Annotated in this window: 24 protein-coding genes; 14 read left to right on the top strand and 10 right to left on the bottom strand. The window is 60.8% G+C overall.

Annotated elements, in window-relative coordinates:
- Nucleotides 1-31 precede the first annotated feature (31 nt).
- The 3 genes from ACZRMO_RS04460 to tal all read left to right on the top strand — a co-directional run bounded on the left by ACZRMO_RS04460 (nt 32) and on the right by tal (nt 3,081).
- Nucleotides 32-871: a hypothetical protein gene (locus ACZRMO_RS04460; protein ID WP_463972028.1), complete on the top strand. Its 840-nt coding sequence runs from the start codon at nt 32-34 to the stop codon at nt 869-871.
- 100 nt (nt 872-971) lie between these two features.
- Entirely contained in the window at nt 972-1,967 is a 996-nt protein-coding gene (dusA, locus tag ACZRMO_RS04455) for a tRNA dihydrouridine(20/20a) synthase DusA (RefSeq protein WP_463972027.1), read from the top strand.
- A gap of 187 nt (nt 1,968-2,154) precedes the next feature.
- Nucleotides 2,155-3,081 carry a transaldolase gene (gene tal / locus ACZRMO_RS04450; RefSeq protein ID WP_017737360.1) on the top strand — a complete coding sequence of 309 codons (927 nt, stop codon included), beginning with the start codon at nt 2,155-2,157 and terminating at the stop codon, nt 3,079-3,081.
- 213 nt (nt 3,082-3,294) lie between these two features.
- Here the strand turns inward: tal and rssC are convergent, their stop codons facing one another.
- Both rssC and rssB read right to left on the bottom strand, forming a co-directional pair.
- The gene (gene rssC, locus ACZRMO_RS04445) at nt 3,295-3,777 is read right to left on the bottom strand and encodes an anti-sigma factor antagonist RssC (protein ID WP_003172602.1); all 483 of its coding nucleotides are present in this window, start codon (nt 3,775-3,777) and stop codon (nt 3,295-3,297) included.
- Nucleotides 3,777-4,958: a two-component system response regulator RssB gene (rssB, locus tag ACZRMO_RS04440; RefSeq protein ID WP_017737359.1), complete on the bottom strand. Its 1,182-nt coding sequence runs from the start codon at nt 4,956-4,958 to the stop codon at nt 3,777-3,779. Before rssB ends, rssC begins: the two co-directional genes overlap by 1 nt.
- 277 nt (nt 4,959-5,235) lie before the next feature.
- On the opposite strand from rssB, the gene ACZRMO_RS04435 reads away from it, so the two are divergent.
- Nucleotides 5,236-5,532 carry a PilZ domain-containing protein gene (locus ACZRMO_RS04435; protein WP_463972026.1) on the top strand — a complete coding sequence of 99 codons (297 nt, stop codon included), beginning with the start codon at nt 5,236-5,238 and terminating at the stop codon, nt 5,530-5,532.
- A gap of 61 nt (nt 5,533-5,593) precedes the next feature.
- Here the strand turns inward: ACZRMO_RS04435 and ACZRMO_RS04430 are convergent, their stop codons facing one another.
- Entirely contained in the window at nt 5,594-6,283 is a 690-nt protein-coding gene (locus ACZRMO_RS04430) for an MlaA family lipoprotein (RefSeq protein ID WP_017737357.1), read from the bottom strand.
- 196 nt (nt 6,284-6,479) lie between these two features.
- On the opposite strand from ACZRMO_RS04430, the gene ACZRMO_RS04425 reads away from it, so the two are divergent.
- Nucleotides 6,480-7,088, top strand: a complete 609-nt coding sequence (locus tag ACZRMO_RS04425) for an HAD family phosphatase (protein WP_463972025.1) — start codon at nt 6,480-6,482, stop codon at nt 7,086-7,088.
- Nucleotides 7,089-7,198: 110 nt separating this feature from the next.
- Nucleotides 7,199-7,465 carry a DUF4404 family protein gene (locus tag ACZRMO_RS04420; RefSeq protein WP_448184629.1) on the top strand — a complete coding sequence of 89 codons (267 nt, stop codon included), beginning with the start codon at nt 7,199-7,201 and terminating at the stop codon, nt 7,463-7,465.
- A 137-nt stretch (nt 7,466-7,602) separates the two neighbouring features.
- On the opposite strand, the gene queF is transcribed toward ACZRMO_RS04420, so the two are convergent.
- Both queF and copI read right to left on the bottom strand, forming a co-directional pair.
- Complete coding sequence (queF, locus tag ACZRMO_RS04415; RefSeq protein ID WP_124528047.1) at nt 7,603-8,433, bottom strand: NADPH-dependent 7-cyano-7-deazaguanine reductase QueF; 831 nt, start codon at nt 8,431-8,433, stop codon at nt 7,603-7,605.
- 61 nt (nt 8,434-8,494) lie between these two features.
- Nucleotides 8,495-9,010, bottom strand: coding sequence for a copper-resistant cuproprotein CopI (copI, locus tag ACZRMO_RS04410; RefSeq protein WP_463972024.1), 516 nt, complete (start codon nt 9,008-9,010; stop codon nt 8,495-8,497).
- A 155-nt stretch (nt 9,011-9,165) separates the two neighbouring features.
- On the opposite strand from copI, the gene ACZRMO_RS04405 reads away from it, so the two are divergent.
- Both ACZRMO_RS04405 and ACZRMO_RS04400 read left to right on the top strand, forming a co-directional pair.
- Nucleotides 9,166-9,846, top strand: coding sequence for a heavy metal response regulator transcription factor (locus ACZRMO_RS04405; RefSeq protein WP_463972023.1), 681 nt, complete (start codon nt 9,166-9,168; stop codon nt 9,844-9,846).
- Nucleotides 9,843-11,246, top strand: coding sequence for a heavy metal sensor histidine kinase (locus ACZRMO_RS04400; protein WP_463972022.1), 1,404 nt, complete (start codon nt 9,843-9,845; stop codon nt 11,244-11,246). The genes ACZRMO_RS04405 and ACZRMO_RS04400 overlap by 4 nt, the downstream gene beginning before the upstream one ends.
- Before the next feature lie 51 nt (nt 11,247-11,297).
- On the opposite strand, the gene ACZRMO_RS04395 is transcribed toward ACZRMO_RS04400, so the two are convergent.
- From ACZRMO_RS04395 to ACZRMO_RS04385, 3 genes are read right to left on the bottom strand one after another with little or no spacing between them, the layout of a single operon-like run.
- A complete protein-coding gene (locus ACZRMO_RS04395) occupies nt 11,298-12,542 on the bottom strand; it encodes a lipoprotein-releasing ABC transporter permease subunit (RefSeq protein ID WP_463972021.1) in 1,245 nt (414 codons plus the stop codon).
- A gap of 58 nt (nt 12,543-12,600) precedes the next feature.
- Nucleotides 12,601-13,284, bottom strand: a complete 684-nt coding sequence (lolD, locus tag ACZRMO_RS04390) for a lipoprotein-releasing ABC transporter ATP-binding protein LolD (protein WP_017477213.1) — start codon at nt 13,282-13,284, stop codon at nt 12,601-12,603.
- 7 nt (nt 13,285-13,291) lie between these two features.
- Nucleotides 13,292-14,542 (bottom strand): lipoprotein-releasing ABC transporter permease subunit, encoded by a 1,251-nt coding sequence (locus ACZRMO_RS04385; protein ID WP_463972020.1) that lies wholly within the window; start codon nt 14,540-14,542, stop codon nt 13,292-13,294.
- A gap of 94 nt (nt 14,543-14,636) precedes the next feature.
- Here ACZRMO_RS04385 and ACZRMO_RS04380 point away from each other — a divergent pair, with 94 nt between their 5' ends.
- Nucleotides 14,637-15,221: a PilZ domain-containing protein gene (locus ACZRMO_RS04380; protein WP_017737348.1), complete on the top strand. Its 585-nt coding sequence runs from the start codon at nt 14,637-14,639 to the stop codon at nt 15,219-15,221.
- Between the two features lie 43 nt (nt 15,222-15,264).
- A complete protein-coding gene (locus ACZRMO_RS04375; protein WP_207045387.1) occupies nt 15,265-15,987 on the top strand; it encodes a glycerophosphodiester phosphodiesterase family protein in 723 nt (240 codons plus the stop codon).
- A gap of 42 nt (nt 15,988-16,029) precedes the next feature.
- On the opposite strand, the gene sthA is transcribed toward ACZRMO_RS04375, so the two are convergent.
- A complete protein-coding gene (sthA, locus tag ACZRMO_RS04370) occupies nt 16,030-17,424 on the bottom strand; it encodes a Si-specific NAD(P)(+) transhydrogenase (protein WP_463972019.1) in 1,395 nt (464 codons plus the stop codon).
- Between the two features lie 234 nt (nt 17,425-17,658).
- Here sthA and ACZRMO_RS04365 point away from each other — a divergent pair, with 234 nt between their 5' ends.
- Nucleotides 17,659-18,180, top strand: a complete 522-nt coding sequence (locus ACZRMO_RS04365; protein WP_463972018.1) for a chalcone isomerase family protein — start codon at nt 17,659-17,661, stop codon at nt 18,178-18,180.
- Between the two features lie 192 nt (nt 18,181-18,372).
- On the opposite strand, the gene ACZRMO_RS04360 is transcribed toward ACZRMO_RS04365, so the two are convergent.
- Complete coding sequence (locus ACZRMO_RS04360) at nt 18,373-19,836, bottom strand: glyceraldehyde-3-phosphate dehydrogenase (RefSeq protein ID WP_463972017.1); 1,464 nt, start codon at nt 19,834-19,836, stop codon at nt 18,373-18,375.
- Nucleotides 19,837-20,176: 340 nt separating this feature from the next.
- Here ACZRMO_RS04360 and mfd point away from each other — a divergent pair, with 340 nt between their 5' ends.
- The 3 genes from mfd to ACZRMO_RS04345 are packed head-to-tail and all read left to right on the top strand — an operon-like array spanning nt 20,177 to nt 26,907.
- Nucleotides 20,177-23,626, top strand: a complete 3,450-nt coding sequence (mfd, locus tag ACZRMO_RS04355) for a transcription-repair coupling factor (protein ID WP_463972016.1) — start codon at nt 20,177-20,179, stop codon at nt 23,624-23,626.
- An 11-nt stretch (nt 23,627-23,637) separates the two neighbouring features.
- Nucleotides 23,638-24,207, top strand: a complete 570-nt coding sequence (locus ACZRMO_RS04350; protein WP_463972015.1) for a CsiV family protein — start codon at nt 23,638-23,640, stop codon at nt 24,205-24,207.
- Between the two features lie 9 nt (nt 24,208-24,216).
- A complete protein-coding gene (locus tag ACZRMO_RS04345; protein ID WP_463972014.1) occupies nt 24,217-26,907 on the top strand; it encodes a DEAD/DEAH box helicase in 2,691 nt (896 codons plus the stop codon).
- Nucleotides 26,908-26,974: the final 67 nt, after the last annotated feature.

Below are 26,974 nucleotides of genomic sequence, written 5' to 3'. Positions count from 1 at the left end.
TGTAACATTTACCTAATGACAAGGATGCGTTTTGATTTTCCCCGACAGAGGTGTCCTTCAGAGTTTTCCCTCGATACTTGACCACCGTAAAGCCAGGATTTTTCTGACAGAAGACACTGATATCAATGTCGAACTGGCCATCCAAGATCTGATCGACAGCCGGCACCAGTTGCAAGATCGCATCAGCGCCCCGCTCCAAGGCATGGAAAGCGACCTCTTCGCCAAATTCCAGCCCCTCGACAGCTTCAAGCCCAAGTTGAGAGTGACCCTCGGACGTGCAAAGCGCGACGGCGCCTTCGATTGGCCGGTCGAAGAAGTCATCAACACCCACACCGCACAACAACGCGGCGCCCCCATCGCCAACCTGCTCGGATTTGGCTACCGCAAATCCGCGATTGGTTTGATCCAGGAATTCTTCATCTTCACCGAGATGCTTGATGACCACGTCAACGGCCTGCAATGGCTCGACCAAAGCCGCGACATCCGCGGCCTGATCAGCCTGTCGTTCGACCTGCTGCGCGCCCTGCATGAAAAGGGCATCGTGCATATGGACTTCTGGGCGAACAACGTAATGATCCAAACCGATGCGCCAGACTCAGCCAAAGCCATTGACCTGGAAAACTGCTTCCTGACCCCTACCGACCACTTGGCCGAAGTACTGGCGTTTCAATTCGGGTTCTATTATCGACGAGAAGTTTTCCGCTTCATGATCGAGCAGGAATACGATCAGATGGTCATGGAAGAACTGCACAAATACGGCGAAATCGACCGCAGCCGGTTTGACGGCATGTATGCAGCATGCAAACACGAGAATATAAGCCGTCGCGCCAGGCGGGAGATTTTTCATAGGGGCACCGTTGTTGCGGGATGACGGCGATGGCACCTGTCGGAGCCGGGGCCGCAGCGCACGATTTCTGCGCCCTGATTCCTGATAAACTCGCGGCCTCTGTCCTGTCCACTCAGATTGTCCAATGTCCTTGACTACTGCTGCATCGCAATCCTTCTCTCGGCGCTTTTCGGTCGCGCCGATGATGGATTGGACCGACCGCCACTGCCGCTTCTTTCTGCGCCTGTTGTCGAAAAACGCCCTGCTCTACACCGAGATGGTGACCACCGGCGCGATCCTGCATGGCGACCACGAGCGCTTCCTGCGTCACAACGACGCCGAGCACCCGCTGGCATTGCAACTGGGCGGCAGCGTTCCGGCAGACCTTGCCGCGTGTGCGCGAATGGCTGAGGCCGGTGGATACGACGAAGTGAATCTCAACGTCGGCTGCCCCAGCGACCGCGTGCAGAACAATATGATCGGCGCCTGCCTCATGGGCCACCCCGCGCTGGTGGCGGATTGCGTGAAGGCGATGCGTGATGCGGTGGCGATTCCGGTGACGGTGAAGCATCGCATCGGGATCAATGGCCGCGACAGTTATGCGCAGCTGTGTGATTTTGTCGGCCAGGTGCAGGACGCGGGGTGCACCAGTTTTACGGTGCATGCGCGCATTGCGATTCTGGAGGGTTTGTCGCCCAAGGAGAATCGGGATATTCCACCTTTGCGCTATGACGTGGCGGCGCAGTTGAAGCGGGACTTTCCAGAGCTGGAGATCATTCTCAACGGCGGGATCAAGACACTGGAACAGTGCGCGGAGCACTTGCAGGTGTTTGATGGGGTGATGCTGGGCCGCGAGGCTTATCACAACCCCTACCTGCTGGCGGAGGTGGATCAGCAGTTGTTTGGCAGTACCGAGCCGGTGATCACCCGGGCCGAGGCGCTGGCGCAATTGCGGCCCTATATCGCGGCGCATTTGGCGACGGGCGGCTCGATGCATCACATTACCCGGCATGTGCTGGGGCTGGGGACGGGCTTCCCGGGGGCGAGAAAGTTTCGGCAGTTGTTGTCGGTGGATATTCATAAGGCGAGCGATCCGCTGGCGTTGCTGGATCAAGCTGCGCACTTGCTGGACGGGCGCTGATACCCTCATCACAGGTCATCAGGGTTGAACCTGCTGGCCTTTTTGCCCTCCTATCTACCAGCAAGGCCGGTCATTCAAACGGCTGTTTTCAGGTTGTTGCCCTCGCAAACGATCGAACGCATTTGCGCCCTTGAGCGCCTGTCGGCGCTCGGGTAATGTCATCAGACCCATAGGACAGAGCACGCCCATGACTTCCAAGCTGGAACAACTCAAGCAAATCACCACCGTCGTAGCCGATACCGGCGATTTCGAAGCTATCGCTCGGGTCAAACCGCAAGACGCCACCACCAACCCTTCCCTGCTGCTCAAGGCTGCGTCGATCCCGGCCTACGCCAAGCTGCTGGACGAGTGTGTCAAAGACTGCAACGGTGATGTCGGCCTGGCCAGCGATCGTTTTGCGGTCGCGGTGGGTCAAGAGATCCTGAAAGTGGTTCCGGGGCGTATTTCCACTGAGGTGGACGCACGCCTGTCGTTCGACACTGACGCGGTACTCAAGCGTGCGCACCGCCTGATCGACCTGTACGAAAAAGCCGGCATTGGCCGCGACCGCGTACTGATCAAGATCGCGTCCACCTGGGAAGGTATCCGCGCAGCCGAAAAGCTGGAAAAAGAAGGCATCCAGACCAACCTGACCCTGTTGTTCTCCTTCGCCCAGGCCGTGGCTTGCGCAGAAGCGGGCGTGTTCCTGATTTCGCCGTTCGTGGGCCGTATCTACGACTGGTACAAGAAGGCCAACGGCAGCGACTACACCGGTTCGGAAGACCCGGGCGTGCAGTCGGTGACGCGCATCTACAACTACTACAAGGCCAATGGCTACAAGACCGTGGTGATGGGCGCCAGCTTCCGCAACCTGAGCCAGATCGAAGAACTGGCCGGCTGTGATCGCCTGACCATCAGCCCGGACTTGCTGGAGAAACTGGCGGCCGACAATGGCAAGCTGGAGCGTAAGCTGGCTCCAGGCCACGCCGGTGAGGCGCGTGTGCATCTGACTGAAGCGCAGTTCCGTTGGGAGTCCAACGAGGATGCGATGGCCACCGAGAAACTGGCCGAGGGCATTCGTCAGTTTGCTCGCGACCAGGAGAAGCTGGAGGCACTGCTGAGCGCCAAGTTGTAAGGCAGGCAGTAACAAAAAGGGCGATACCTGTGAGGGTATCGCCCTTTTTTGTATTTCACCGATCCAAAGCCGAACGCAGATCAACTGTGGGAGCGGGCTTGCTCGCGAAGGCGGAGTGTCAGGCGACTCACCTTTTACTGACCCACCGCATTCGCGAGCAAGCCCGCTCCCACACAAGCCTGTCCCACAGTTGGATTGTGTTTCGCCTGGAGTCTAGTGGCGTTCCAGGGCGTTGACGAGGTCGTGGAACGCTTCGCGGTTGGACTCGTTCAAGCCCATCAGGATCTTGTGCGCTTCCAGCACCTTGACCCGCACCACCTCTTCGGACTGGTCCTGCGACGGCAGGTCGGTCAGGCATTCCGGGCACGGGATCGGGCGATCAACGATGTTGAACACCTGATCGAAACCCATGGACTGCAACAAACGGGTGATGTCTTCGTGGGTGGTGACGACCGTGGGCAACAGGCCGACCTTCTGCCGAGACAAAATGGACAACTTGGCCAACAACCCAAGGGTGGTGCTATCGATGCTGCGGGTTTCGGTCAGATCGATCACGATCGCCGAGAAGTTCAGCGCGGTGAAAATCCGCTCAATCGTCGCATCCAGCGCCGAACACAAGGTCAGGCGCACTTCACCGACAAACTTCAGGACAAAGGTCCCGTCTTGCTCGGCGAATTGGATTCTTCCGGTACTCATCAAAGATTCCTGCTCAACACCAATAGGGCGATATCATCCGGCATCTCCCCCAGCGTGGCCAATCCAAACACTTGCCGCAGGCCATCCAGGCTGCCGCCCGCCGACTTGACCTTTTGGGGCAAGGCGGCTTCTTTCTCCTTGAGTGTAGGCTCTGGAAGCAAGTCCAGGATACCGTCGGACATCAGCGTCAGGCTGAAGGTCGGCGGCAGCTCCAGGATGTGGTCTTCGTAGGTGGCTTCATTGAACAAGCCTACGGGCAGACCACGTCCTTCCAGGTAGCGCACACTGTCAGGCGTATACAAAACAGGCATCGGCAGGTGACCGCCAATACTGTAGGTCAAAAGACCGGTTTCTTCATCAATCACACCGCCGACCATCGTCACGTGCTTGCCCAGCTTGCAGCTGATCAAACCTCGGTTGATGTGGCCCAGCACCTCGGATGGTGTGAACTCCGGCAAGGTGCCATTGCGCTTGGATTCGAACAGCAACCGCGTGGTCATGAACTTCAACAGCACGGTGACAAACGCGGAAGAGGCGCCGTGGCCGGAGACGTCGGCCAGGTAGAACGCAACGCGGCGCTCATCCACGCGGAAATAATCGACAAAATCACCCGACAGGTACAACGACGGGATGATCTGGTGAGCAAACTGGAATTCGTCGATGGTCCACGGGCTCACCGGCAACATGTTCATCTGCACCTGGCGACCAGCGTTCTGGTCTTCCTGGAGCAGGTTCAGGCTGGCTTCAAGTTCGCGGTTGGCGGTTTCGAGCTTTTCGCGGTAGCGCTGGTTTTCCAGGAGCAGACGTGCACGATCCAGGGCACGGCGCACCGAGTGCTCCAGCACCGCCAGGTCTTCCAGGGGCTTGATCAGGTAGTCGGCAGCGCCCAGGCGCAGGGCCTCGACCGCGTCGTTCATCACCCCGGCACCGGACACCACAATCACCGGCGTCTGCGGCGCAAGCTCAGTCACCTGGCGAATCAGCTCCAGGCCGCCCATCTGGGGCATGCGCAGGTCGCAGATCACAAGGTCGGGCTTGTCGCGCTCGAATACCTGGAGACCCTGTTGGCCATTACTGGCCTGCAGGACGCTGAAGCCACTGTCTTCCAAATAGGCCGCGAGACTCGCGCGCACTACTTCGTCGTCATCGATTATCAGCAGCGTGGCACTGGTTTTTTGCATGTGGGCAAACGGCGCCAGAATTAGGTTGGCGTAGGCAGCTCGGCAATGGCCGGACTCACACTACTGGATTCGCTTTCTAGCCACTCTGTCCTACAAAGCACGGGCTTTTGGCCTACGCACAACTGTAAAGCAGAGGTGCCCTTCTAAGGCGCAGACGGTACTCCCATCCGTCAGGGGTTTCAAGCTCATGCCGATGGTCGCCGGGCGTCTTTACATCGCAAATCACTGGGAGTTATAAGAACAGCCAATACCACAACACAAAGTAAGGATGGAACCCGTGAGCGAACACGAGCGCGACTACGCCGAAAAACGCGATTTCATCCGCATGCGAGTGGATGCCGATGTGTCTTTGATCCACGCCGGGCAAGAGATTGCAGGGGTTTGCGTGGACCTTTCCAGTTCCGGCATGCAAGTGCAGGCACCTCGCCAATTCCAGGTAGGCGACAAACTGACCGTACGCATCGATTCCGAGCACACCGCCCTCACAGGTCTGGAAGCGGACACCGAGGTGGTCTGGACCAAGACAAACGGCCCAGACCAGCACCTGGGCCTCAAGATCTTGAAAATGCGCTGAAATCCGCGCACAAAAAAAGGCGACCGTTGAGGTCGCCTTTTTCATTTCAAGACATCACGACTTAAAAGTCGTCAACAACCTTGCCGTCCTTCACCTTGAACTCGCGGTTCTGCAAGTAGGCGTTGCGGATGAAGGTGTATTTGTCGCCGGTGATCAGCTTCTCGCTGTCGAGCAGGCTGGCACGGACATCAACCACGTTCAGGCCGAAGGTGCTGTTGCGCCAGCCGATATCGTTCATGTAGCGGTACGGCTGGGTGTAGCTGTCGACGTACTTGGACGGCGCGTCACGCAAGGTGCTCGGGCCCAGCAGCGGCAGCATCACGTAAGGCCCGCTGCCCACGCCCCAGTAGCCGAGGGTCTGGCCGAAGTCTTCATCACTGCGTTGCAGCCCCATTTTGGTGCCGACGTCGATAAAGCCCAGCACGCCAAACGTGGTGTTCATCAACAAGCGCGCCGTATCCACACCCGCCGCATGCGGCTTGAGCTGCAGCACATTGTTGGCCAGGTTGCCGACATCGCCGATATTGCGGAAGAAGTTATGCACGCCATCCTGCATGAATTGCGGGGTGACGAACTGATAGCCTTGGGCCAATGGCTTGAGGGCATAGGTATCAACGGTGTCGTTGAAGGTGAAGATCGGGCGGTTCACGCTTTCCCAGGGATCATCTTCCGAGGCGGCCTGTGCGGCGAACGGGGCCAGCAGGACAGTGGCACACACTGACAGCTGAGCGAAGTAGTGGCTCCAGCGCATAGCTTTTGCTCCTTGAATGGTCTGTCATGGGCGCTATGCCCTGAATAAGGCCGTGAGTATATGACGGAAGTGTCCATTTAGGCAGTAATCAGGAAACGTCCTGCTAAAAATGCACAAAATTCCTACAATTAAAGCCGGGTGTCATCGGCTTGTCATCCCGCGCCGATAGGGTCAGAGCTATTTCAGGGAAGTCCCCATGCCTCACGCCGAGATTGCCATTGCCAGCGCGCCTGCCTTGACTGCCGTTCTGTTTGGCCTGAGTGGTTGCCTGGTGGACTTCGGTTCCCAGGCACGCAGCGATTCGCCCTCGCCCGACTCCCTGGCCACCCCCGGCGCCCTGAAAATCCTGCGCAGCCTGCAAGAGCAGGGCGTGCCCTGCGCCTGGCTGGACGAACTCCCCGCCTCGATCACCACGCCATTGGCCACGGTGCTGCCCAACTGGCTGAAAGCAACATCGCCCTCCTCCATTCGCTGGCCTGCACCTCATGCCTGCTGGCAGGCCTTGATGGAATTGAACATCGAACGCCTCGAAGGCTGTGTGCTGGTCAGCGGCGAACCGCGCTTGCTGCAATCGGGGCTCAACGCCGGCCTGTGGACGATTGGCCTGGCGTCCTGCGGCTCGCTGTGCGGCATGGCCCCGGCGCAATGGCAGGCATTGAGCGAGCAAGAGCGCGAGCACAAGCGTGGCAAGGCCACCGTGGCCCTGTACGGGCTGGGCGTGCATTCGGTGATCGACCACCTGGGCGAGCTCGGCACCTGCCTCGCCGACATCAGCCTGCGTCAGCTCAAAGGCGAAAAGCCCTGATCGAGATCATGCACAGTCGGCGCAGGTGGATTAGTCTACAGGTCAGCCCGTAGACCTTTCTCGGCGTGCCGCGGTCTATGCCAGTGCCTATCGATAAAAGGAAACACGTCATGCCTGATCGCAAAAAACTGGAAGAACAGGTCGAGATCCTGCGCGGGCAGCTGGAACAGGAACCGCCTCTTTCGGAAGAAAAACGTACAGCACTGGAAGCCTTGATTGCCAAGTTCGAACTACAACTGGAACTTGAACCGGCTACTCAGACACCCAGTATTTCCGACGATGTGAATCAAGCGGCCATAGAGTTCGACGCTGAGCACCCGCTGATTTCCGGGACATTGCGCAATATCATGATCACCCTGGGCAACATCGGGATCTGACCCAGGTTTCAGCCAGACACAGAAACCAATGTGGGAGCGGGCTTGCTCGCGAAGGCGGCGTGTCAGTCAACAGATTCATTGGCTGATCTACCGCATTCGCGAGCAAGCCCGCTCCCACATTTAGTTCTGTGTGAAGGCTATTGGCGGGCCAGGCGCACGTTCTGGAACGCCACATCCTCAGTACTGCGATACGGGTTGATATCCAACCCACCACGCCGCACATAACGCGCATACACCGTCAACTTTTCAGGCTTGAGCAAACGTTGCAGGTCGAGAAAGATCCGCTCCACACATTGCTCATGGAAGTCCGAGTGCTGGCGAAAGCTCACGATGTATTCCAGCAGGCTGGCGTGATCCAGTGCGGATCCGCGGTACTCCACCACCACGCTGCCCCAGTCGGGCTGGCTGGTCACCGGGCAGTTGGATTTGAGCAGGTGGCTGTGCACGCTCTCCTCGACAATGCGCGAAGCATCGCAACGCAGCAGTTCCGGGCGCGGGTGCTCATAATTGCTGACGCTGATATCCAGCTCATCGATGCACACGCCCGGCAACGCCATCACGCCTTCGGCCTCGATCTCGGCCAAGCTGCGGATACGCACACTGACCGGCTTGCCGGCAGCGGCGCTGAGGTCGGTACGCAGGGTCGCCTCCAGGCTCGCCGTGTCGGCGAATGCGGTCTGGTTGAGCGAGTTGAGGTACAGCTTGAAAGACTTGGACTCGATGATATTCGGCGAGTCAGCCGGGATGCTGAACTCACCGATGGCCACCACCGGCTTGCCCGACGGCAGCAGCCAGGACAGTTCGAAGCAGTTCCAGAAGTCCACGCCTTTGTAAGGCAGGGTCTCGGCGCTCAGGCCCAGCTCGGCCCATTTGGCGGCGCGAGGGATCGGAAACAGCAACGACGGGGTGTAGGTGGAGATGTATTCACTGGACTTGCCCAGCGGCGAATGTTCGGCTGCGGGATGCATGGCGGAAACCTGGCTAAATAAACGCCGCCAGTCTACCAGCCTTTGCCCCCGCCTTTGCGGCCTACTCGACGTTCAGCTCTCCCACCATGCCCGCCTGGTAATGCCCTGGCAGGTTGCAGGCGAACTCCAGGCCCGTGGACTGGGTGAAGGTCCAGGTCAACTCGGCGGTTTTCCCAGGCTCGACCAACACACTGTTGGGATCATCGTGTTTCATCATCGCGCCATGGCCCATGGCACTGTGATCCATCTTGCCCATGCCGGTGGCGGTGAGCATGCCACTGGCCTGCATCTGCAACATTTCCTTCTGGTGTTCGGCATGCATCGCCGCGTCGCCCAGGTTGAATTCGTGAAGCAGCTGGCCTTTATTGACCAAGACAAAGCGCACGGTCTCACCGGCTTTTACGTCCAATGACTTGGGCGAAAAGGAAATATCCTGCAAGGTCACTTCCACGGTGCGCGTGGCCTGGCCGGCCGCTGCCGCGTGGCCGAATGCATAGGTATGCGCCGAGTCCGCCATCGCAGCAAAACTCGCCACCAACAGGCAACCCGCCAATAACAGGGGTGTACGCAACGCCATCTCAACTCTCCAAAAATGTGTAACACGCTGAACAGCACTCTAAGATGGGGCTGCTGCCAGCTAGCTGACTGCTAGATTACAACTTTGTCAGGTTGCGCCCCTACCCTGGAACCCACGGTATAAAGCGCCTCGTGCACCGCCACTCAGAGCCGCCCATGAAACTGCTGATCGTCGAAGACCAACCGAAAACCGGCCATTACCTGCGCCAGGGCCTGGCCGAAGCCGGCTTTACCACCGAGCTGGCGGCCGACGGCACCAGCGGCCAGCACCTGGCACTGACCGGTGACTACGATCTGCTGATTCTTGACGTCATGCTACCCGGTCGCGATGGCTGGCAAATCCTGCAAGCGGTGCGCAGCGCCGGCCTGGAGACGCCAGTGCTGTTCCTCACCGCCCGCGACGCCGTGGAAGACCGCGTACACGGCCTGGAACTGGGCGCCGATGATTACCTGGTCAAGCCTTTCGCCTTTTCCGAACTGCTGGCTCGGGTGCGCAGCCTGTTGCGCCGTGGCAGCAGCACGCCACAGGAAACCGCCCTGCAACTGGCCGACTTGCGCCTGGACCTGATCCGCCGCCGCGTCGAGCGGGACGGCCAGCGCATCGACCTCACCGCCAAGGAGTTCGCCCTGCTGGAACTGTTGCTACGCCGCCAAGGCGAAGTGTTGCCCAAATCGCTGATCGCCTCCCAGGTCTGGGACATGAACTTCGACAGCGACACCAACATCATCGAAGTGGCGATCCGCCGCCTGCGCCTGAAAGTCGACGACAACTTCCCCAACAAGTTGATCCACACCGTGCGCGGCATGGGTTACGTGCTGGAGGAGCGCTTCAATTGATCCAGCGCCTGTCCCTGGCCAGCCGCCTGGCACTGTTGTTTGCGGCATGTACCGCGGTGGTCTCACTGCTCGCCGGCGTGCTGTTCAACCGCGCCAGCGAGGCGCACTTCATAGAGCTGGACCAACAACAGCTCGACAGCCAGCTCGTGGCCCTGCGCAGCACTTTGCAGGGTGTGGACTCGGCCGAATCCTTCGCCCAGCGCGAAGCGCAACTGCGCGCCGAACTCAGTCACCAACCCGACCTCACGCTGCGCATTACCCGTGCGGGCCAGCGCTGGTTCGACGGGGCTCCGGGCATGACCTTGCCCGAGCCCCCCGGCCTGCACAGCCTGCAAGACGCCGGCACCGACTACCGGGTGTACAACGCGCCATTGATGGCCGGCACACCAGACTCGCCACAGCTGAGCCTGATGCTCGACATCACCCACCACCAGCACTTCCTGCAACGCATGCAGCACCTGATCTGGCTGACGGTTGGCCTGTCGGCACTCGCCACCGCCTTGCTGGGTGCCTGGGCCGCGCGCAGCGGGTTGCGGCCGTTGCGGCGCATGGGTGAAGTGGCGGCAGGCGTATCGGCCCACTCCCTGACCCAACGCCTGCCTCAGGCGCAGATGCCGGCCGAGCTGGCCGAACTGGCCCAAGCCTTCAATGCCATGCTCGGCCGCCTGGACGATGCCTTCCAGCGCCTCTCGGCGTTCTCCGCCGATATCGCCCATGAGCTGCGCACACCGCTGTCGAACCTGCTGACCCACACTCAGGTCATCCTCACCCAGCCGCGCCCGCTGGAGGACTACCGCGAAGCGCTGCACAGCAATCTGGAAGAGCTGCAATGGATGGCGCAATTGGTCAACGACATGCTGTACCTGGCCAAGGCGGACCACGGCTTGCTGATGCCCAAGCGTGAGCCCTTGGCATTGGCCGAAGAAGTGGACACGTTGCTGGAGTTTTTTGCGTTACTGGCGGAGGACGCCCAGGTCAGCCTGGTGCGCGAAGGTTCTGCACATACGGCAGGCGATCGCGGCATGTTGCGTAGGGCCTTATCGAATCTGCTGGATAACGCCCTGCGGTTTACGCCGACGGGGGGCGAAGTGCGGGTGCGGATAGAGGACGGTGTGCGGCTGACTGTCGAAAATACCGGGGAAGGTATTCCAGCACAGTTGCTACCGAGGCTGTTTGACCGATTCTACCGGGCGGACCCGGCGCGCCATGAGGGCAGCAGCGAGCATGCGGGGCTGGGGTTGGCGATTACCCAGTCGATTGTGCGGGCCCATGGCGGGCGGATTTTTTGTGAGTCGGGGGCGGGTTGGACTAGGTTTGTAATCGAGTTGCCTTCCCTGGATGATCGTTCCCACGCTCTGCGTGGGAACGCCTCACCGGACGCTCTGCGTCCGCTCTTGTGACGCAGAGCGTCACGGGCTGCATTCCCACGCGGAGCGTGGGAACGATCAGGTTTACGAATATCTCAGGGCATGCGCCGGCTCAATCTTCGCCGCCCGATACGCCGGATACAGCGTCGCCAAAAAGCTCAACACAAACCCCGCCGTGCAAATCAGCAACACATCCCCACCTTGCAGCTCCGAAGGCAGGTTGCTGACAAAATACACGTCCGAACTGAAGATATGCTGCCCGGTCACCCGCTCCATCCAGCCCACCAGCGCACTCACGTTCAGCGCCGCAATCACCCCCAGCACGCCGCCGATCAAGGTGCCGACGATGCCGATCACCGTGCCCTGCACCATGAAGATCGCCATGATCTGCCGTGGCGTGGCGCCGATGGTGCGCAGGATGGCGATGTCGGCGCCCTTGTCGTTCACCACCATGATCAGGGTGGCGATGATGTTGAACGCCGCCACCGCGACGATCATCAGCAACAGCAGGCCGATCATGGTTTTTTCCATTTTCATCGCGCTGAACAGGCTGCCCTGGGTGTGGGTCCAGTCGTCCGCCTTGTAGGCCGCGCCCAGGCTACCGGCGATATCCGCCGACACCTTGGGCGCCGCATACAGGTCTTTTACCGCCAGGCGCACGCTTTGCACCTGGTTGGGCTGCCAGTGCTGGATCTCTGCCGCGTCGGCCATGTGGATCAAGGCCATGGAGCCATCCAGTTCGGCGCCGACCTTGAAAATACCCACCACGTTCAAGCGCTGCATGCGCGGGGTGATCCCCCCCGGTGCCGTGCTGATTTCCGGGACGATCAGGGTCAGCTTGTCGCCCACATTCAAGCGAAAGCGCCGGGCGGTGATTTCACCGACCACCACGCCGAACTCGCCGGGTTTCAGGTCCTCCAGCTTGCCCTGCACGATGTGCTGGGCCACGATCGATACCTTGCCTTCCTGGGCCGGGTCGACGCCGCTGATCTCAATCGGCTGCATCGCGCCTTTGTAGGAGAACATGCCGTCCATCTGCGTGAACGGTACTGCGGCGGTCACTTCAGGATTCTTCATCGCAGCGGCGGCCACTGGCTGCCATTCGTCAATCGGGTTCACGCCGACGATGGTAGCGTGGGGTACCATGCCGAGAATGCGTGAGCTCATTTCGCGCTGGAAGCCGTTCATCACCGACAACACCACGATCATCGCCAGCACACCCAGGGCGAGGCCGATCATCGAGGTCATCGAGATAAACGAAACAAAACGGTTGCGGCGCTTGGCGCGGGTATAGCGCGTGCCGATGAAAATCGATAACGGTCTGAACATTCGCGGGCACCGTTGGAAAAATAGAAAACCCGACGTCAGACACCGGGCTTGAAACAGGTCAGATGGCGACCAGATGACCTTCCTGCAGGTGCAACACACGGTCCATCTGGCGGGCCATGCTCATGTCATGGGTCACCACCAGGAACGCGGTGCGCATCTGCGTGCTCAGTTCCAGCATCAAGTCCTTGATGCCCTGGGCGGTGTGGGAGTCGAGGTTGCCGGTAGGCTCATCGAGCATCACCAGGCCCGGGTTGTTGACCAGGGCGCGGGCGATGGCCACACGCTGGCGCTCGCCGCCGGACAGTTCGGCTGGCTTGTGCTCCAGACGATGGCCGAGGCCGACGCGTTCCAGCAGCGCCTTGGCGCGCTGGCGCGCTTCCGGGATGGCGGTCTTGCCGATCAACAGCGGCATGCACACGTTTTCCAGTGCGGTAAATTCCGGCAACAGGTGGTGGAACTGGTACACAAAACCGAGGGAACGGTTGCGCAACTGGCCACGGGCCTTTTCCCCGAGGGCCGACAGTTCTTCACCGGCCAGCCATACGCTGCCCTGGGACGGCGTATCGAGGCCGCCCAACAGGTTCAGCAAGGTACTTTTGCCAGAGCCGGAACTGCCGACAATCGCCACGCGCTCGCCCGGGTGCAACTCCAGTTGCAGGTTCGACAGCACCACCACCGATTCCGGGCCTTCCTCGTAGGATTTGCCCAGGTTGCGGCAGCTCAAGATTGCTTTTTCACTCATGCCCGATTCACTCATAACGTAAGGCCTGTGCTGGCTGGGTACGTGCCGCGCGCCAGGCTGGATACAGGGTGGCAAGGAAACTCAATACCAACGCGGCGCCGCCGACCATCAACACATCCGGGGCCTGCACCTGGGACGGCAAGTAGTCGATGAAGTAGACGTCGGCGTTGAGAAACTTGTGGCCGATCAGGGTTTCGAGGCCGGCGATGGCGGCGCTGACGTTCAGCGCGGCAAGGATGCCGACGGCGGTGCCGATCAGGGTACCGACCACGCCAATCACCGTGCCCTGCACCATGAAGATCGCCATGATCTGCCCCGGCGTGGCGCCAAGGGTGCGCAGGATGGCGATGTCGCCTTTCTTGTCATTCACCACCATCACCAGCGTGGAGATGATGTTGAACGCCGCCACGGCGACGATCAGCAGCAACAGCAGGCCGATCATGGCTTTTTCCATGCGGATGGCCTGGTACAGGTTGCCGTGGGTACGGGTCCAGTCGCGGGCGTAGTACTGGCTGTCGCCCAGGTGCTGGGCGATTTCCCAGGAGGTACGCGGCGCATCGAACAGGTCATTGAACTTGAGGCGCAGGCCCTGCACCTGATCCGGCTGCCAGCGGTGCAGGCGGGCCAGGTCGGTGAGATTGGTCAGGCCAAGGTAGCCGTCGATCTCGCCGGCGCCCACATGGAAGGTGCCGACCACAGTGAAGCGCTTCATGCGCGGGAACATGCCGGCCGGGGTCACGGTGACTTCCGGCGCGACGAAGGTCAACTTGTCGCCCAGGCCCACGCCAAGCTTGGCGGCGGCCTTGTCGCCGATCACGATGCCAAACTCGCCGGGCGCCAGATCATCGATTTTGCCTTGCAGCATGAACTTGTCGATGATCGAGACGTTGCGCTCCTGGGCCGGGTCGATGGCATTGAGCAGGATCTTCTGCACCTTGCCGTCGTTGGTCAGTAACCCCTGCATCTGGGTAAATGGCGCGACGGCCAGTACCTTGGGGTTCTGCTTGACCTTGTCGGCCAGGCTTTGCCAGTCACTGATGGGCGCATCGCCCTCGATGGTCGCGTGGGGCACCATGCCCAGCACGCGGGTACGCATCTCATGATCGAAGCCGTTCATCACCGACAGCACCACGATCATAACGACCACGCCCAAGGCGAGCCCGATCATCGAGGTCAAGGAAATGAACGACACAAAATGATTGCGACGCTTTGCACGGGTATAACGCGTGCCGATAAATACGAAGAGAGGTCTGAACATGTCGGGGCTTGTTCGGAGGAAAAGAAGACGTCCCGGTGGCGGGGTCTGGTAAGCAGCTTTACACTCAGACCATTAACGCTAGCTGGGGTTCGCCATGTCGACATTAGATGAAGAAGAGCGCCGCGAATACTACCGTATCGACGACATGATCGCACTTCAAATCAAAAGCCTGTCCGCCCCTGAAGCGGCGAGCAAGGAAGTGTTGCAGGATGAGTCGCCGCTGTTCAATTTGCTCAGCGAGCTGCACCTCAGCGAATTCGAAGCCCAGCACCTGCTGCGCCAGATCAGCGAGAAGGATCGCAGCCTCGCCGCCTTCCTCAAAGTCCAGAACAAGCGCCTGGACCTGCTCAGCCAGGTCATGGCGCAAAGCCTGCGCACGGCCGTTGGCGAGCCGCAGCCGGTGATCATTTCCGAAGGCGGCATCGACTTCCAACACCCTACCCCCCTCGCCCCTGGCGCACACCTGGCGGTCAAGCTGGTGCTGATGCCCCAGGCGCTGGGCCTGCTGCTGCGCGCGCGGGTCACCCATTGCGATCCCAAAGGCGCAGGTTTTGACGTGGGCACGGAGTTCGAATCCATGACCGACGCCCAACGCCAACTGCTCGCCCGCTACATCCTGCAGAAACAAGCCCAGGAACGCCGCCTGGCGCGGGAACAAAGCGACGCCCAAGACACCTGAATAGCATTCACCCCGCCAGACACGCTGGCGCATAGGAGCAACTGTGACCCTGATTTACGGCCACCGCGGTGCCAAAGGCGAAGCACCGGAAAACACCCTGACCAGCTTTCAGCAATGCCTCAAGCACGGCGTACGCCGCTGCGAACTGGACCTGCACCTGTCCATGGACGGCGAGTTGATGGTCATCCACGACCCAACCCTCAAGCGCACCACCGACCGGCGCGGCAAAGTCGTCGAGTACTCGGCAGCGGACCTGGTGAAGATGGACGCGCGCAAAGGCGGCCCGGGCTGGGTCAAACCGTGCCCGATCCCACGCCTGGAAGAGTTGTTCGAGCAATGCGACTTCGATCACTGGCAACTGGAAGTCAAAAGCGCCTCACGCACCCGCGCAGCCACCACCGTGCTGGCGATTCGCGAGATGGCCGTGCGCCACGGCCTGATGGACAAGGTCACGGTCACGTCAAGTTCGCGGGAAGTGCTGAAAGCGGCGGTGGAACTCACCCCCGACCTGTCACGCGGCCTGGTGGCCGAATACGCCTGGCTCGACCCGCTGAAGGTCGCGCAAAACTACGGCTGTGAGATTCTGGCGTTGAACTGGACGTTGTGCACCCCTGAGCGTCTGGAAAAAGCCCAGCGCCAGGGCTTGCACGTGTCCGTGTGGACGGTCAACGAACCTGCGCTGATGCGCAGGCTCGCCGACTTCGGCGTAGATAGCCTGATTACAGACTTTCCCGGTTTGGCCACTGCCACCCTCGAGAATTACTGAAATCGGTCTCCCCGGCCGGCTCAGGCCACCGGCCGGAGCCGCTCAAAAAAGCCGGTTGAGGCCGTCGTAGGCCGCGACCCGATAGGCTTCGGCCATGGTCGGGTAGTTGAACGTGGTGTTGACGAAGTACTTCAGGGTATTGAGTTCACCCGGCTGGTTCATGATCGCCTGGCCGATGTGCACGATCTCCGACGCCTGGTAGCCGAAGCAATGCACGCCAAGGACTTCCAGGGTTTCGCGGTGGAACAGGATCTTCAGCATGCCTTGCGGCTCGCCGGCGATCTGCGCACGCGCCATGCTTTTGAAGAACGCCTTGCCCACTTCGTAAGGCACCTTGGCCTTGGTCAGCTCGTGCTCGTTCTTGCCGATCGAGCTGATCTCGGGAATCGTGTAGATCCCGGTCGGCACGTCGTTTACATAACGCCAGCTGCCATTGTCGACGATGCTGCCAGCGGCCGAACGGCCCTGGTCATGCGCCGCACTGGCCAGGCTCGGCCAGCCGATCACGTCGCCGGCGCCGTAGATGTTCGGCACGCAGGTGCGGTAGTTCTCGTCCACCTCGATCTGGCCACGGCCGTTGACCTTGACCCCGATGTTTTCCATGCCCAGCTTGTCGGTGTTGCCGGTACGGCCGTTGCACCACAGCAAGGCATCGGCCTTGATCTTCTTGCCGGACTTGAGGTGCAGGATCACCCCGTTGTCCAGGCCTTCGACCCGCTCATACTCTTCGTTATGGCGCACGGTGATGTTGTTGTTGCTGAAGTGGTAGCTCAACGCCTGGGAGATTTCCGAGTCGAGGAAGCTCAGCAACTGGTCGCGGTTGTCCACCAGCTCCACCAGTACACCCAGGCCGCTGAAGATCGAGGCGTATTCACAGCCGATCACGCCGGCGCCGTAGATGATCAGTTTGCGCGGGGTGTGGCCCAGGCTGAGGATGGTGTCGCTATCGTAGATACGCGGGTGGTGGAAATCGATATCGGCCGGACGATACGGGCGCGAACCGGTGGCGATGATGATGTGCTTGGCCACCAGCTTCTCGACCACGCCGTTGGGGCAGACCACTTCGACGGTTTGCTCGTCGGCAAAGCTGCCGGTGCCGAAGAACAGGTCGACACGGTTACGGGCGTAGTAACCGGTGCGCGAGGCCACTTGCTTGGAGATGACTTTCTCGGCGCTTTTCAACACGTCCGGGAACGAGAACCAGCGCGGCTCACCAATGGCCCGGAACATCGGGTTGGTGTTGAACTGCATGATCTGGCGCACCGAGTGACGCAAAGCCTTGGACGGGATGGTACCCAGGTGGGTGCAGTTACCGCCGACCTGGCGACGGCTATCGACCATCGCCACCTTGCGTCCTGCCTTCGCGGCGTTCATCGCCGCACCTTCTCCAGCCGGGCCGGAACCCAGTACCACCACGTCGTAGTTGTAGACAGCCATGCGTACTCCTCAGAACAGGCCAGGCGTACGGTTGGACGCCTGGCTAAATCATGCCGCGGCCAGCGGTCATGAAGGACATTTTGGCTCAAGTGTGTGAACCGGGGCACAGTCTATATAAGGCTCAACGCCGCGCACATTAACCCTTGGTCGCGTCGTAGGCCAGTCTTGCCGTTACTACAGCGTAAGGAAATTGCAATTACACTGCCAGCAAGCACCTTTGCAGGACGGGCCATTATGCGGCATGTCGCTTTCTGTTTATTGATGATGTTGTCGGTCATGGTTCAAGCCAATGAAGCCGACCGGCTCAGGCAAGCCGGTTTTCCTGCGCAATCACGTGAACTGGCCTTGAAAAACCAGGTGGTGCTGACCTATCTCTGGGCTGATGTGTACGCGGCAGCGCTGTATGCCCCGCCCGAGATGCGCGCCAAGCACGCCTGGGCGCAGCAAAAGGCCCTGCGCCTTGAGCTGTATTACTTTCGCGATATCGACCGTGGCGATGTGATCAAGGCCGCCAATACGACGCTGGAGCGCCAACGGGTAAGCGCACGATTGAAACCCGAGGTAGAAAAACTGCATGCCCGCTTTCGCAACATCCAGAAGGGTGATCGCTATGCGCTGGATTTTCGCCCTGGGCGCGGGTTGAATCTGGAGATCAATGGGGAGGTGGTGTTCAGCAGCACCGATGACGAACTGGCGCGGGCTTACCTGGGGATCTGGTTGGCGCCCAAGGGGTTGTCGGAGGGGTTGCTGAATTGAGGGTGTGTCAGTGCTGCCGCCATCGCGGGCAAGCCCGCTCCCACAGTTGAATGTATTCACAAATAGAAATGTGTGAACCCGGTCCAATGTGGGAGCTGGCTTGCCTGCGATGAGGCCCTTACAGCCCCCACAAAACCTTCAGGCACAAAAAAGCCCCGAACCAGTCGGGGCCTTTTCATTCAGCGCAAAGGCTTAGCGCGGAAACGCAGGCGGGTTGACCCCAGCCATGTCTTCCATCACGCGAACCACCTGGCAGCTGTAGCCGAACTCGTTGTCGTACCACACGTACAGCACAACACGGTTGTCCTGGGTAATGGTCGCCTCGGCGTCCACCACACCGGCGTGGCGCGAGCCCACGAAGTCGGTGGAAACCACTTCCTGCGAGTTGACGAAGTCGATTTGCTTATGCAGATCGGAGTGCAGCGCCATGAAGCGCAGGTACTCGTTCATCTCTTCACGGGTGGCGGCTTTCTCAAGGTTCAGGTTGAGAATGGCCATCGACACGTTTGGCGTCGGCACGCGGATCGCGTTACCGGTCAGCTTGCCGGCCAGCTCAGGCAGGGCCTTGGCAGCAGCGGTGGCAGCACCGGTCTCGGTGATCACCATGTTCAACGCGGCGCTACGGCCACGGCGATCGCCCTTGTGGAAGTTGTCGATCAGGTTCTGGTCGTTGGTGTACGAGTGAACCGTCTCAACGTGACCGTTGACGATACCGAACTTGTCATTCACAGCCTTCAGCACCGGCACGATGGCGTTGGTGGTGCAGGAAGCGGCGGACACGATCTTGTCGTCAGCGGTGATTTCACCGTGGTTGATGCCGTGAACGATGTTCTTCAGCTTGCCCTTGCCCGGTGCGGTCAGGACAACGCGGTCGATACCCGGGCAGGCCAAGTGTTGGCCCAGGCCTTCGGCATCACGCCATACGCCGGTGTTGTCCACCAGCAGCGCGTCTTTGATGCCGTACTGGGTGTAGTCCACTTCAGCCGGGTTCTTCGCGTAGATCACCTGGATCAGGTTACCGTTGGCGGTGATGGTGTTGTTTTCTTCGTCGATGACGATGGTGCCGTTGAACGGACCGTGTACCGAGTCGCGACGCAAGAGGCTCGCGCGTTTGGTCAGGTCGTTGTCGGCGCCTTTGCGCACCACGATGGCACGCAGGCGCAGGCCATCGCCGCCACCGGTTTTTTCGATGAGGATGCGCGCCAGCAGACGGCCGATACGACCGAAGCCGTAGAGCACAACGTCAGTGCCTTTGCGGCCACCGGCGTTTTGCTGGCCAACCACATCGGCCATCTCTTCACGCACGAACTGCTCGGCGCTGCGGCCGGCACCTTCTTTGCGGAATTTATAGGCCAACTTGCCCAGGTCTACCGAAGCCGCGCCGAGCTTGAGCTCGCTCATGGCCTTGAGCAGTGGGAATGTTTCGTGGACGGAGAGTTCGCTGTCGTCGGCAGAACGGTGACGCGCAAAGCGGTGGGCTTTGAGAATCGCGATGACAGACTGGTTGATCAGGCTGCGGCCATAGATCGAGCTCACCACATTGTTATTGCGGTACAGCTGGCCGATAAGCGGAATCATCGCTTCTGCGAGTGCTTCACGGTCGATCCATTCACCAAGACACTGGTCGGGCTTCTGAGTCACGGGAACCTTCCACATGTAGGGGCAGAAAAAAGGGGCTACATTATGCCGCCCGACCGGCCTCGGAGCAATGCGCCCCTGGAAACAAAAAGTGCTTGCGAAAAAAAGGCACCCCGCTGGAGCCCAGTAAATACGCGGGTTCCAGAAGGCCACTAGTTAAGCGAAGCGCACGACTTGTCCGTAACCCTCCGAAAACCTGAGCAGTTTTGGCACTACATAATGAGTCAAAACCCGCCTTTGTTTGTCTTAGCCACTACATTTCCTACAAACCGTAATAGGCTCAGTCAGCAACTGACAGACGGCGCCTAGGACCGTTACAATTACCGACTTTGTCGCAACGCTTGGAGCTCAACCTTCCGTGCCCGTCCTGCGTCTACCGCTTCTCCCTGCTGCGGCAGGCAAACAGCACTGGGGCAACCTGCCCGGTGCCGCCCTGAGCCTGGCCATTGCCGAGGCTGCCAGCGCAGCCAAGCGCTTTACCCTGCTGCTGACCGCCGATAGCCAAAGCGCCGAACGGTTGGAGCAGGAGCTGAGCTTCTTCGCCCCCGATTTGCCGGTGCTGCATTTTCCCGACTGGGAAACCCTGCCCTACGATCTGTTCTCGCCGCACCAGGACATCATCTCCCAGCGCATCGCCAGCCTCTACCGCCTACCGGAACTGGCCCACGGCGTGCTGGTGGTGCCGATCACCACGGCCTTGCATCGCCTGGCGCCGACCAAATTCCTGCTGGGCAGCAGCCTGGTGCTGGATATCGGCCAGAAGCTCGATGTCGAGCAGATGCGCACACGCCTGGAAGCCAGCGGCTACCGCTGCGTGGACACGGTGTACGAGCACGGTGAATTCGCGGTGCGCGGCGCGCTGATCGACCTGTTCCCGATGGGCAGCAAACTGCCCTATCGCATCGACCTGTTCGATGACGAAATCGAGACCCTGCGCACCTTCGACCCCGAGAACCAGCGTTCCATCGACAAGGTGGACTCGATCAAGCTGCTGCCCGCACGGGAATTCCCGCTGCAAAAAGACGCGGTCACCCGCTTCAAGGCGCGCTTCCGTGAACGCTTCGACGTGGACTTCCGTCGTTGCCCGATCTTCCAGGACTTGAGCAGCGGGATTACACCCGCCGGTATCGAGTACTACCTGCCGCTGTTCTTCGACGAAACTTCCACGCTGTTCGATTACCTGCCCCAGGACACCCAAGTGTTCTCACTGCCGGGCATCGAGCAAGCGGCGGAAAACTTCTGGAACGACGTACGCAACCGCTACGAAGAGCGCCGCGTCGATCCGTCCCGGCCTTTATTGCCGCCCGCCGAGCTGTTCCTGCCGGTGGAAGACTGCTTCGCCCGCCTGAAAAGCTGGCCGCGCGTGGTCGCCAGCCAGCAGGACGTGGACGCCGGCAGTGGCCGTGAGCGCTTCCCCGCGCAGGCGCTGCCTAACCTGGCGATTGAAGCCAAGGCCAACCAGCCACTGGAAGCGCTGTCCAACTTCCTCGGCGACTTCCCCGGCCGCGTGCTGTTTACCGCCGAATCCGCCGGCCGCCGCGAAGTCCTGCTGGAGTTGCTGGAACGCCTGAAACTGCGGCCAAAAACCGTCGACAGCTGGCCGGACTTTGTTAAGAGCAAAGACCGCCTGGCGATCACCATCGCACCGCTGGACGAAGGTTTGCTGCTGGATGACCCGGCGCTGGCACTGATCGCCGAGAGCCCGCTGTTCGGCCAACGCGTGATGCAGCGCCGCCGCCGGGAAAAACGCGCCGACGCCAACAACGACGCGGTGATCAAGAACCTCACCGAACTGCGCGAAGGTGCGCCGGTGGTGCATATCGACCATGGCGTCGGCCGTTACCTCGGCCTGCAAACCCTGGAAATCGACAACCAGGCCGCCGAATTCCTCACCATGGAATACGCCGAGGGCGCCAAGCTCTATGTGCCGGTGGCCAACCTGCACCTGATCGCCCGTTACACCGGCAGCGACGACGCCCTCGCACCGTTGCACCGTCTGGGCTCCGAGACCTGGCAGAAAGCCAAGCGCAAGGCCGCCGAGCAAGTGCGCGACGTCGCCGCCGAACTGCTCGACATCTATGCGCGCCGTGCGGCGCGCGAAGGTTATGCGTTCGCCGACCCGAAAGCCGACTACGCCACCTTTAGCGCCGGCTTCCCCTTCGAAGAAACCCCAGACCAGCAAACCACCATCGAAGCGGTACGCGCCGACATGCTCGCGCCCAAGCCGATGGACCGCCTGGTGTGCGGCGACGTGGGTTTCGGCAAGACCGAAGTGGCCATGCGCGCCGCCTTCATTGCCGTACACGGCGGCCGCCAGGTTGCGATCCTGGTGCCCACCACCCTGCTCGCCCAGCAGCACTACAACAGCTTCCGCGACCGCTTTGCCGACTGGCCGGTGACCGTGGAAGTGATGAGCCGCTTCAAGTCGGCCAAGGAAGTGAATGCCGCCATCGCCGATTTGGCCGAAGGCAAGATCGACATCGTGATCGGCACCCACAAGCTGCTGTCGGACGATGTGAAGATCAAGAACCTGGGCCTGGTGATCATCGACGAAGAACACCGCTTCGGCGTGCGCCAGAAAGAACAGCTCAAGGCCCTGCGCAGTGAAGTCGACATCCTCACCCTCACCGCCACGCCGATTCCGCGCACGCTGAACATGGCGGTGTCGGGCATGCGCGACCTGTCGATCATCGCCACGCCGCCGGCGCGTCGTTTGTCGGTGCGCACCTTCGTGATGGAGCAGAACAAAAGCACGGTCAAGGAAGCACTGTTGCGCGAACTGCTGCGCGGCGGGCAGGTGTACTACCTGCACAACGACGTAAAGACCATCGAGAAATGCGCCGCCGACCTCGCCGAGCTGGTGCCGGAGGCGCGTATCGCCATCGGCCACGGGCAGATGCGCGAGCGCGAACTCGAACAAGTGATGAGCGACTTCTACCACAAGCGCTTCAACGTGCTGATCGCCTCGACCATCATCGAGACCGGCATCGACGTGCCGAGCGCCAACACCATCATCATCGAGCGTGCCGACAAGTTCGGCCTGGCGCAGTTGCACCAGCTGCGTGGCCGCGTCGGGCGCAGTCACCACCAGGCGTATGCCTATTTGCTCACGCCGCCGCGCCAACAGATCACGTCCGACGCAGAGAAGCGCCTGGAAGCCATCGCCAACACCCAGGACCTGGGCGCCGGCTTTGTGCTGGCCACCAACGACCTGGAAATCCGTGGCGCCGGCGAACTGCTGGGCGACGGCCAGAGCGGGCAGATCCAGGCCGTGGGCTTCACGCTTTATATGGAGATGCTCGAGCGAGCGGTGAAAGCCATCCGCAAGGGCGAACAGCCGAACCTCGATCAACCGCTGGGCGGCGGCCCGGAGATCAACCTGCGCTTGCCGGCGTTGATCCCCGAAGACTACCTGCCCGACGTGCACGCACGGCTGATCCTGTACAAGCGCATCGCCTCGGCCACCGACGAAGAAGGCCTCAAGGACTTGCAAGTCGAGATGATCGACCGCTTCGGCCTGCTACCGGAACCGACCAAGAACCTGGTGCGCCTGACCCTGCTGAAATTGCAGGCCGAGCAGTTGGGCATCAAGAAAGTCGATGCCGGGCCGCAAGGCGGGCGCATCGAGTTTGAAGCGCAAACGCCGGTGGACCCGTTGGTGCTGATCAAGCTGATCCAGGGCCAGCCCAACCGCTACAAGTTCGAAGGGGCTACGCTGTTCAAGTTCATGGTGCCGATGGAACGTGCCGAAGAACGCTTTAATACCCTGGAGGCGCTGTTTGAGCGCCTCATCCCGAAATCTGTTTGAAGGACGCCATCATGCGCCTGTTCCGCATCCTGAGCCTGTTGTTGGTGGTCGTGGCCCCGTCGGCATTCGCCGACAGCCTGTACCAGGTGGAAATGATCCTGGTGCGCCAGAATGCGGAGCCGGTCATCAACAGCCGCGCCGCCCCGGAAAACTGGGATGCAGGGGCTGTGCGCCTGGATTCCGACAAACTGAGCCCGCCACGCCTGAACAATATCGTCGACAAGCTGCGCGCCGATAACAGCTATACGGTGTTGGCGCACAAAGCCTGGGAGCAAAACCTCGGCGAACAACCGGTGAAAATCGCCATCACCGACGGCCAGGAACAGTTCGGCCAATTTCCTATCGAGGGTGTCCTCAATCTGCAACTGGGCCGTTTCACCGACATCGACGCGAACTTCTGGATCAACCAGTTCGACAGCAACGGCAGCGTGATCGCCAGCGAACACCTGAACCAGACAGACGTGCGCACCAAGAACAACCAACTCAATTACCTGGACGGCGGCCACCTCGCGTTGCTGATCAAGATCACCTCGCTGACCGCCAAGCCGCCCAGTGCACCACCGCCCGACGTTCAGGACTGATCACGCGCCATGCCCCTGACGTCGCAGTTGACCAAACCCCTGGCCCCGTCGTGGGCCAATCGCTTTAAAGAGCAGAGCCTGGAGCGCGGGCGCCGTTATGCCCTGGAGAACCGCGTGCGCATCGTCGAGTGCGGCGACAGCACCATCGTCGCCAGTTGCGAAGGCTCGGGCGGCAATGTGTACCGGCAGACCATCTCCCTGCGCGAATCGGCCAAGGGCACGCTGATCCTCGTCGACAGCCGCTGCACCTGCCCGGTGCATACCAACTGCAAACACATCGCCGCCGTGCTGCTCAAGGTCCAGGAAACCCTGGCCTACCCGGCCGCCGCCCAGGATGCCGAGCTGCTGGAAAAGCTCCAGGCCGTGCTGGATAACCGTGTGGTGTTGCCGCAAGTGGTGATGGAGGACGTGCCACCGGTGCCGCGCCTGTGGCTGGCCAGTGTCGAATTCAGCGCGTTTGAACCGCGCAACGGCAAGATGCAGCGTTATATCCAGCACCGTGCGGCGCTGTCGTTCAACTACCTGGACAACTATGTCAGCGGGCAGAAAAACGCCGACATCATCGTCCGCCAGGACACCCAGAGCCTGCGGATCAAGCGCCATCCCGAACTGGAACAGCCCTATCGCGAGCAACTGCGCTTGCTCGGTTTCAAGATCGCCACGCGCCAGAGCAAGGCCTTGCCGGAAAGCGCCGGTGAGCTGTTCGAGATGGTCAATGACAGCGCCTGGCTGAACTTCACCCTGAACGTATCGCCCACCTTGCGCGCCGAGGGCTGGGAGTTGCTGATCGATGACGATTTCGGCTTCGACCTGAGCGCCGTTGACGATTGGTACGCCACCGTCGACGAGGGGCCGGAGCGCGATTGGTTCGACCTGGAGCTGGGGATCATCGTCAACGGCGAGCGCCTGAGCCTGCTGCCGATCCTGTTGAACCTGATGCGCTCCCACACCGAGATCCTCAACCCGGAGAAGCTCGCACGGCGGCGTGATGATGAGCTGATCCTGGTGAATATCCCCGGCCTGCCCAACGGCCATGGCCCATTGCAAGTGGCGCTGCCCTACGGCCGATTGAAGCCCGTACTGGCAACCCTCGGCGAGTTTTACCTACAGGAGGCCGGCACCACCACCTTGCGCCTGGCCAAGGCCGACGCCATTCGCTTGAACCCGCTGGAAGACCTGCCCTTGCAATGGGAGGGCGGCGAAAAAATCCGCAACTTCGCCCAGCGCCTGCGGGACATCAAGGACTTCACCTGCGTGGCACCCGAGGGGCTGAATGCCACCCTGCGCCCGTATCAGCTGGAAGGCTTGAGCTGGATGCAGTCGCTGCGCCAGCTGGATGTGGGCGGCATTCTTGCGGACGACATGGGCCTGGGCAAAACCCTGCAAACCCTGGCGCACATTCTCACGGAGAAAAACGCCGGACGCCTGGACCGCCCCTGCATGGTGGTGATGCCCACCAGCCTGATCCCCAACTGGCTCGATGAAGCGGCGCACTTCACCCCGCAACTCAAGGTGGTGGCCCTCTACGGCGCCGGGCGCAAGAAGCACTTCAAGAACCTGCAGGACTATGACCTGCTACTGACCACCTACGCCCTGCTCCCCAAGGACATCGAACTGCTCGCCGCCCAGCCGCTGCATGTGCTGATACTCGACGAAGCCCAGTACATCAAGAACCCCAACAGCAAGGCGGCCCAGGCCGCGCGCGAGCTGAATGCACGGCAGCGCCTGTGCCTGAGCGGCACGCCGTTGGAAAACCACCTGGGTGAACTGTGGTCGCTGTTCCACTTCCTGCTGCCCGGCTGGCTGGGTGACGTGAAGAGCTTCAACCGCGATTACCGCGTGCCCATCGAAAAGCGCGCCAGCGAAGTGCGATTGCAGCACCTCAACGGTAGGATCAAACCCTTCCTGCTGCGCCGCACCAAAGAACAGGTGGCCACGGAGTTGCCGCCCAAGACCGAGATCATCCATTGGGTCGATCTCAACGAAGCCCAGCGCGACGTATACGAAACCATGCGCCTGGCCATGGACAAGAAGGTGCGCGACGAAATCACCCGCAAGGGCGTGGCACGCAGCCAGATCATCATTCTTGAAGCGCTGCTCAAGCTGCGCCAGGTCTGCTGCGACCTGCGCCTGGTCAACGACGCCGCCCTGCCCGCCCGTGGCAGCAGCTCGGGCAAGCTCGACAGCCTGATGGAAATGCTCGAAGAACTGTTTGCCGAGGGGCGGCGAATCCTGTTGTTTTCGCAATTCACCTCGATGCTCAGCCTGATCGCAGCCGAACTGAAAAAGCGCGGCGTTGCCTACGCCCTGTTGACCGGCCAGACCCGCGATCGGCGCACGCCGGTGAAGGACTTTCAGAGCGGCAAGCTGCAGATTTTCCTGATCAGCCTGAAGGCCGGCGGCGTGGGCCTGAACCTGACCGAAGCCGACACGGTGATCCACTACGACCCCTGGTGGAACCCGGCCACGGAAAACCAGGCCACCGACCGCGCGTACCGCATCGGTCAGGAGAAGCCGGTGTTCGTGTACAAGATGATTGCGCGGGGCACGGTGGAGGAGAAAATCCAGCATCTGCAGAAGGAAAAGTCCGACTTGGCGGCGGGCGTGCTGGATGGGCGTACGACGGGGGATTGGCAGTTGGGTAATGAGGATATCGAGGCGTTGTTTGCGCCGTTGCCCCATAAGCAAGAGAAGCGCTGATTTCGAGACCGCTTTCGCGAGCAAGCCCGCTCCCACATTTGACTGCATTCCAAAGTTGGAACTCGGT

It is taken from the genome of Pseudomonas sp. B611, assembly GCF_055407965.1.
Note: the sequence above shows the minus strand (reverse complement) of the source record. Positions and strands in the feature narration are given on the sequence as shown.

Bases quoted from the DNA above. Each gene is read 5' to 3' on its own strand.
- dusA (WP_463972027.1), top strand. From the start codon at position 972: ATGTCCTTGACTACTGCTGCATCGCAATCCTTCTCTCGGCGCTTTTCG.
- ACZRMO_RS04365 (WP_463972018.1), top strand. From the start codon at position 17,659: ATGCGGCATGTCGCTTTCTGTTTATTGATGATGTTGTCGGTCATGGTT.
- rssB (WP_017737359.1), bottom strand. From the start codon at position 4,958: ATGCAAAAAACCAGTGCCACGCTGCTGATAATCGATGACGACGAAGTA.
- ACZRMO_RS04420 (WP_448184629.1), top strand. From the start codon at position 7,199: ATGCCTGATCGCAAAAAACTGGAAGAACAGGTCGAGATCCTGCGCGGG.
- ACZRMO_RS04405 (WP_463972023.1), top strand. From the start codon at position 9,166: ATGAAACTGCTGATCGTCGAAGACCAACCGAAAACCGGCCATTACCTG.
- rssC (WP_003172602.1), bottom strand. From the start codon at position 3,777: ATGAGTACCGGAAGAATCCAATTCGCCGAGCAAGACGGGACCTTTGTC.
- queF (WP_124528047.1), bottom strand. From the start codon at position 8,433: ATGCATCCCGCAGCCGAACATTCGCCGCTGGGCAAGTCCAGTGAATAC.
- ACZRMO_RS04425 (WP_463972025.1), top strand. From the start codon at position 6,480: ATGCCTCACGCCGAGATTGCCATTGCCAGCGCGCCTGCCTTGACTGCC.
- lolD (WP_017477213.1), bottom strand. From the start codon at position 13,284: ATGAGTGAAAAAGCAATCTTGAGCTGCCGCAACCTGGGCAAATCCTAC.
- copI (WP_463972024.1), bottom strand. From the start codon at position 9,010: ATGGCGTTGCGTACACCCCTGTTATTGGCGGGTTGCCTGTTGGTGGCG.
- ACZRMO_RS04350 (WP_463972015.1), top strand. From the start codon at position 23,638: ATGCGCCTGTTCCGCATCCTGAGCCTGTTGTTGGTGGTCGTGGCCCCG.
- ACZRMO_RS04395 (WP_463972021.1), bottom strand. From the start codon at position 12,542: ATGTTCAGACCGTTATCGATTTTCATCGGCACGCGCTATACCCGCGCC.
- tal (WP_017737360.1), top strand. From the start codon at position 2,155: ATGACTTCCAAGCTGGAACAACTCAAGCAAATCACCACCGTCGTAGCC.
- ACZRMO_RS04360 (WP_463972017.1), bottom strand. From the start codon at position 19,836: ATGTGGAAGGTTCCCGTGACTCAGAAGCCCGACCAGTGTCTTGGTGAA.
- sthA (WP_463972019.1), bottom strand. From the start codon at position 17,424: ATGGCTGTCTACAACTACGACGTGGTGGTACTGGGTTCCGGCCCGGCT.
- ACZRMO_RS04380 (WP_017737348.1), top strand. From the start codon at position 14,637: ATGTCGACATTAGATGAAGAAGAGCGCCGCGAATACTACCGTATCGAC.
- ACZRMO_RS04430 (WP_017737357.1), bottom strand. From the start codon at position 6,283: ATGCGCTGGAGCCACTACTTCGCTCAGCTGTCAGTGTGTGCCACTGTC.
- ACZRMO_RS04385 (WP_463972020.1), bottom strand. From the start codon at position 14,542: ATGTTCAGACCTCTCTTCGTATTTATCGGCACGCGTTATACCCGTGCA.
- ACZRMO_RS04345 (WP_463972014.1), top strand. From the start codon at position 24,217: ATGCCCCTGACGTCGCAGTTGACCAAACCCCTGGCCCCGTCGTGGGCC.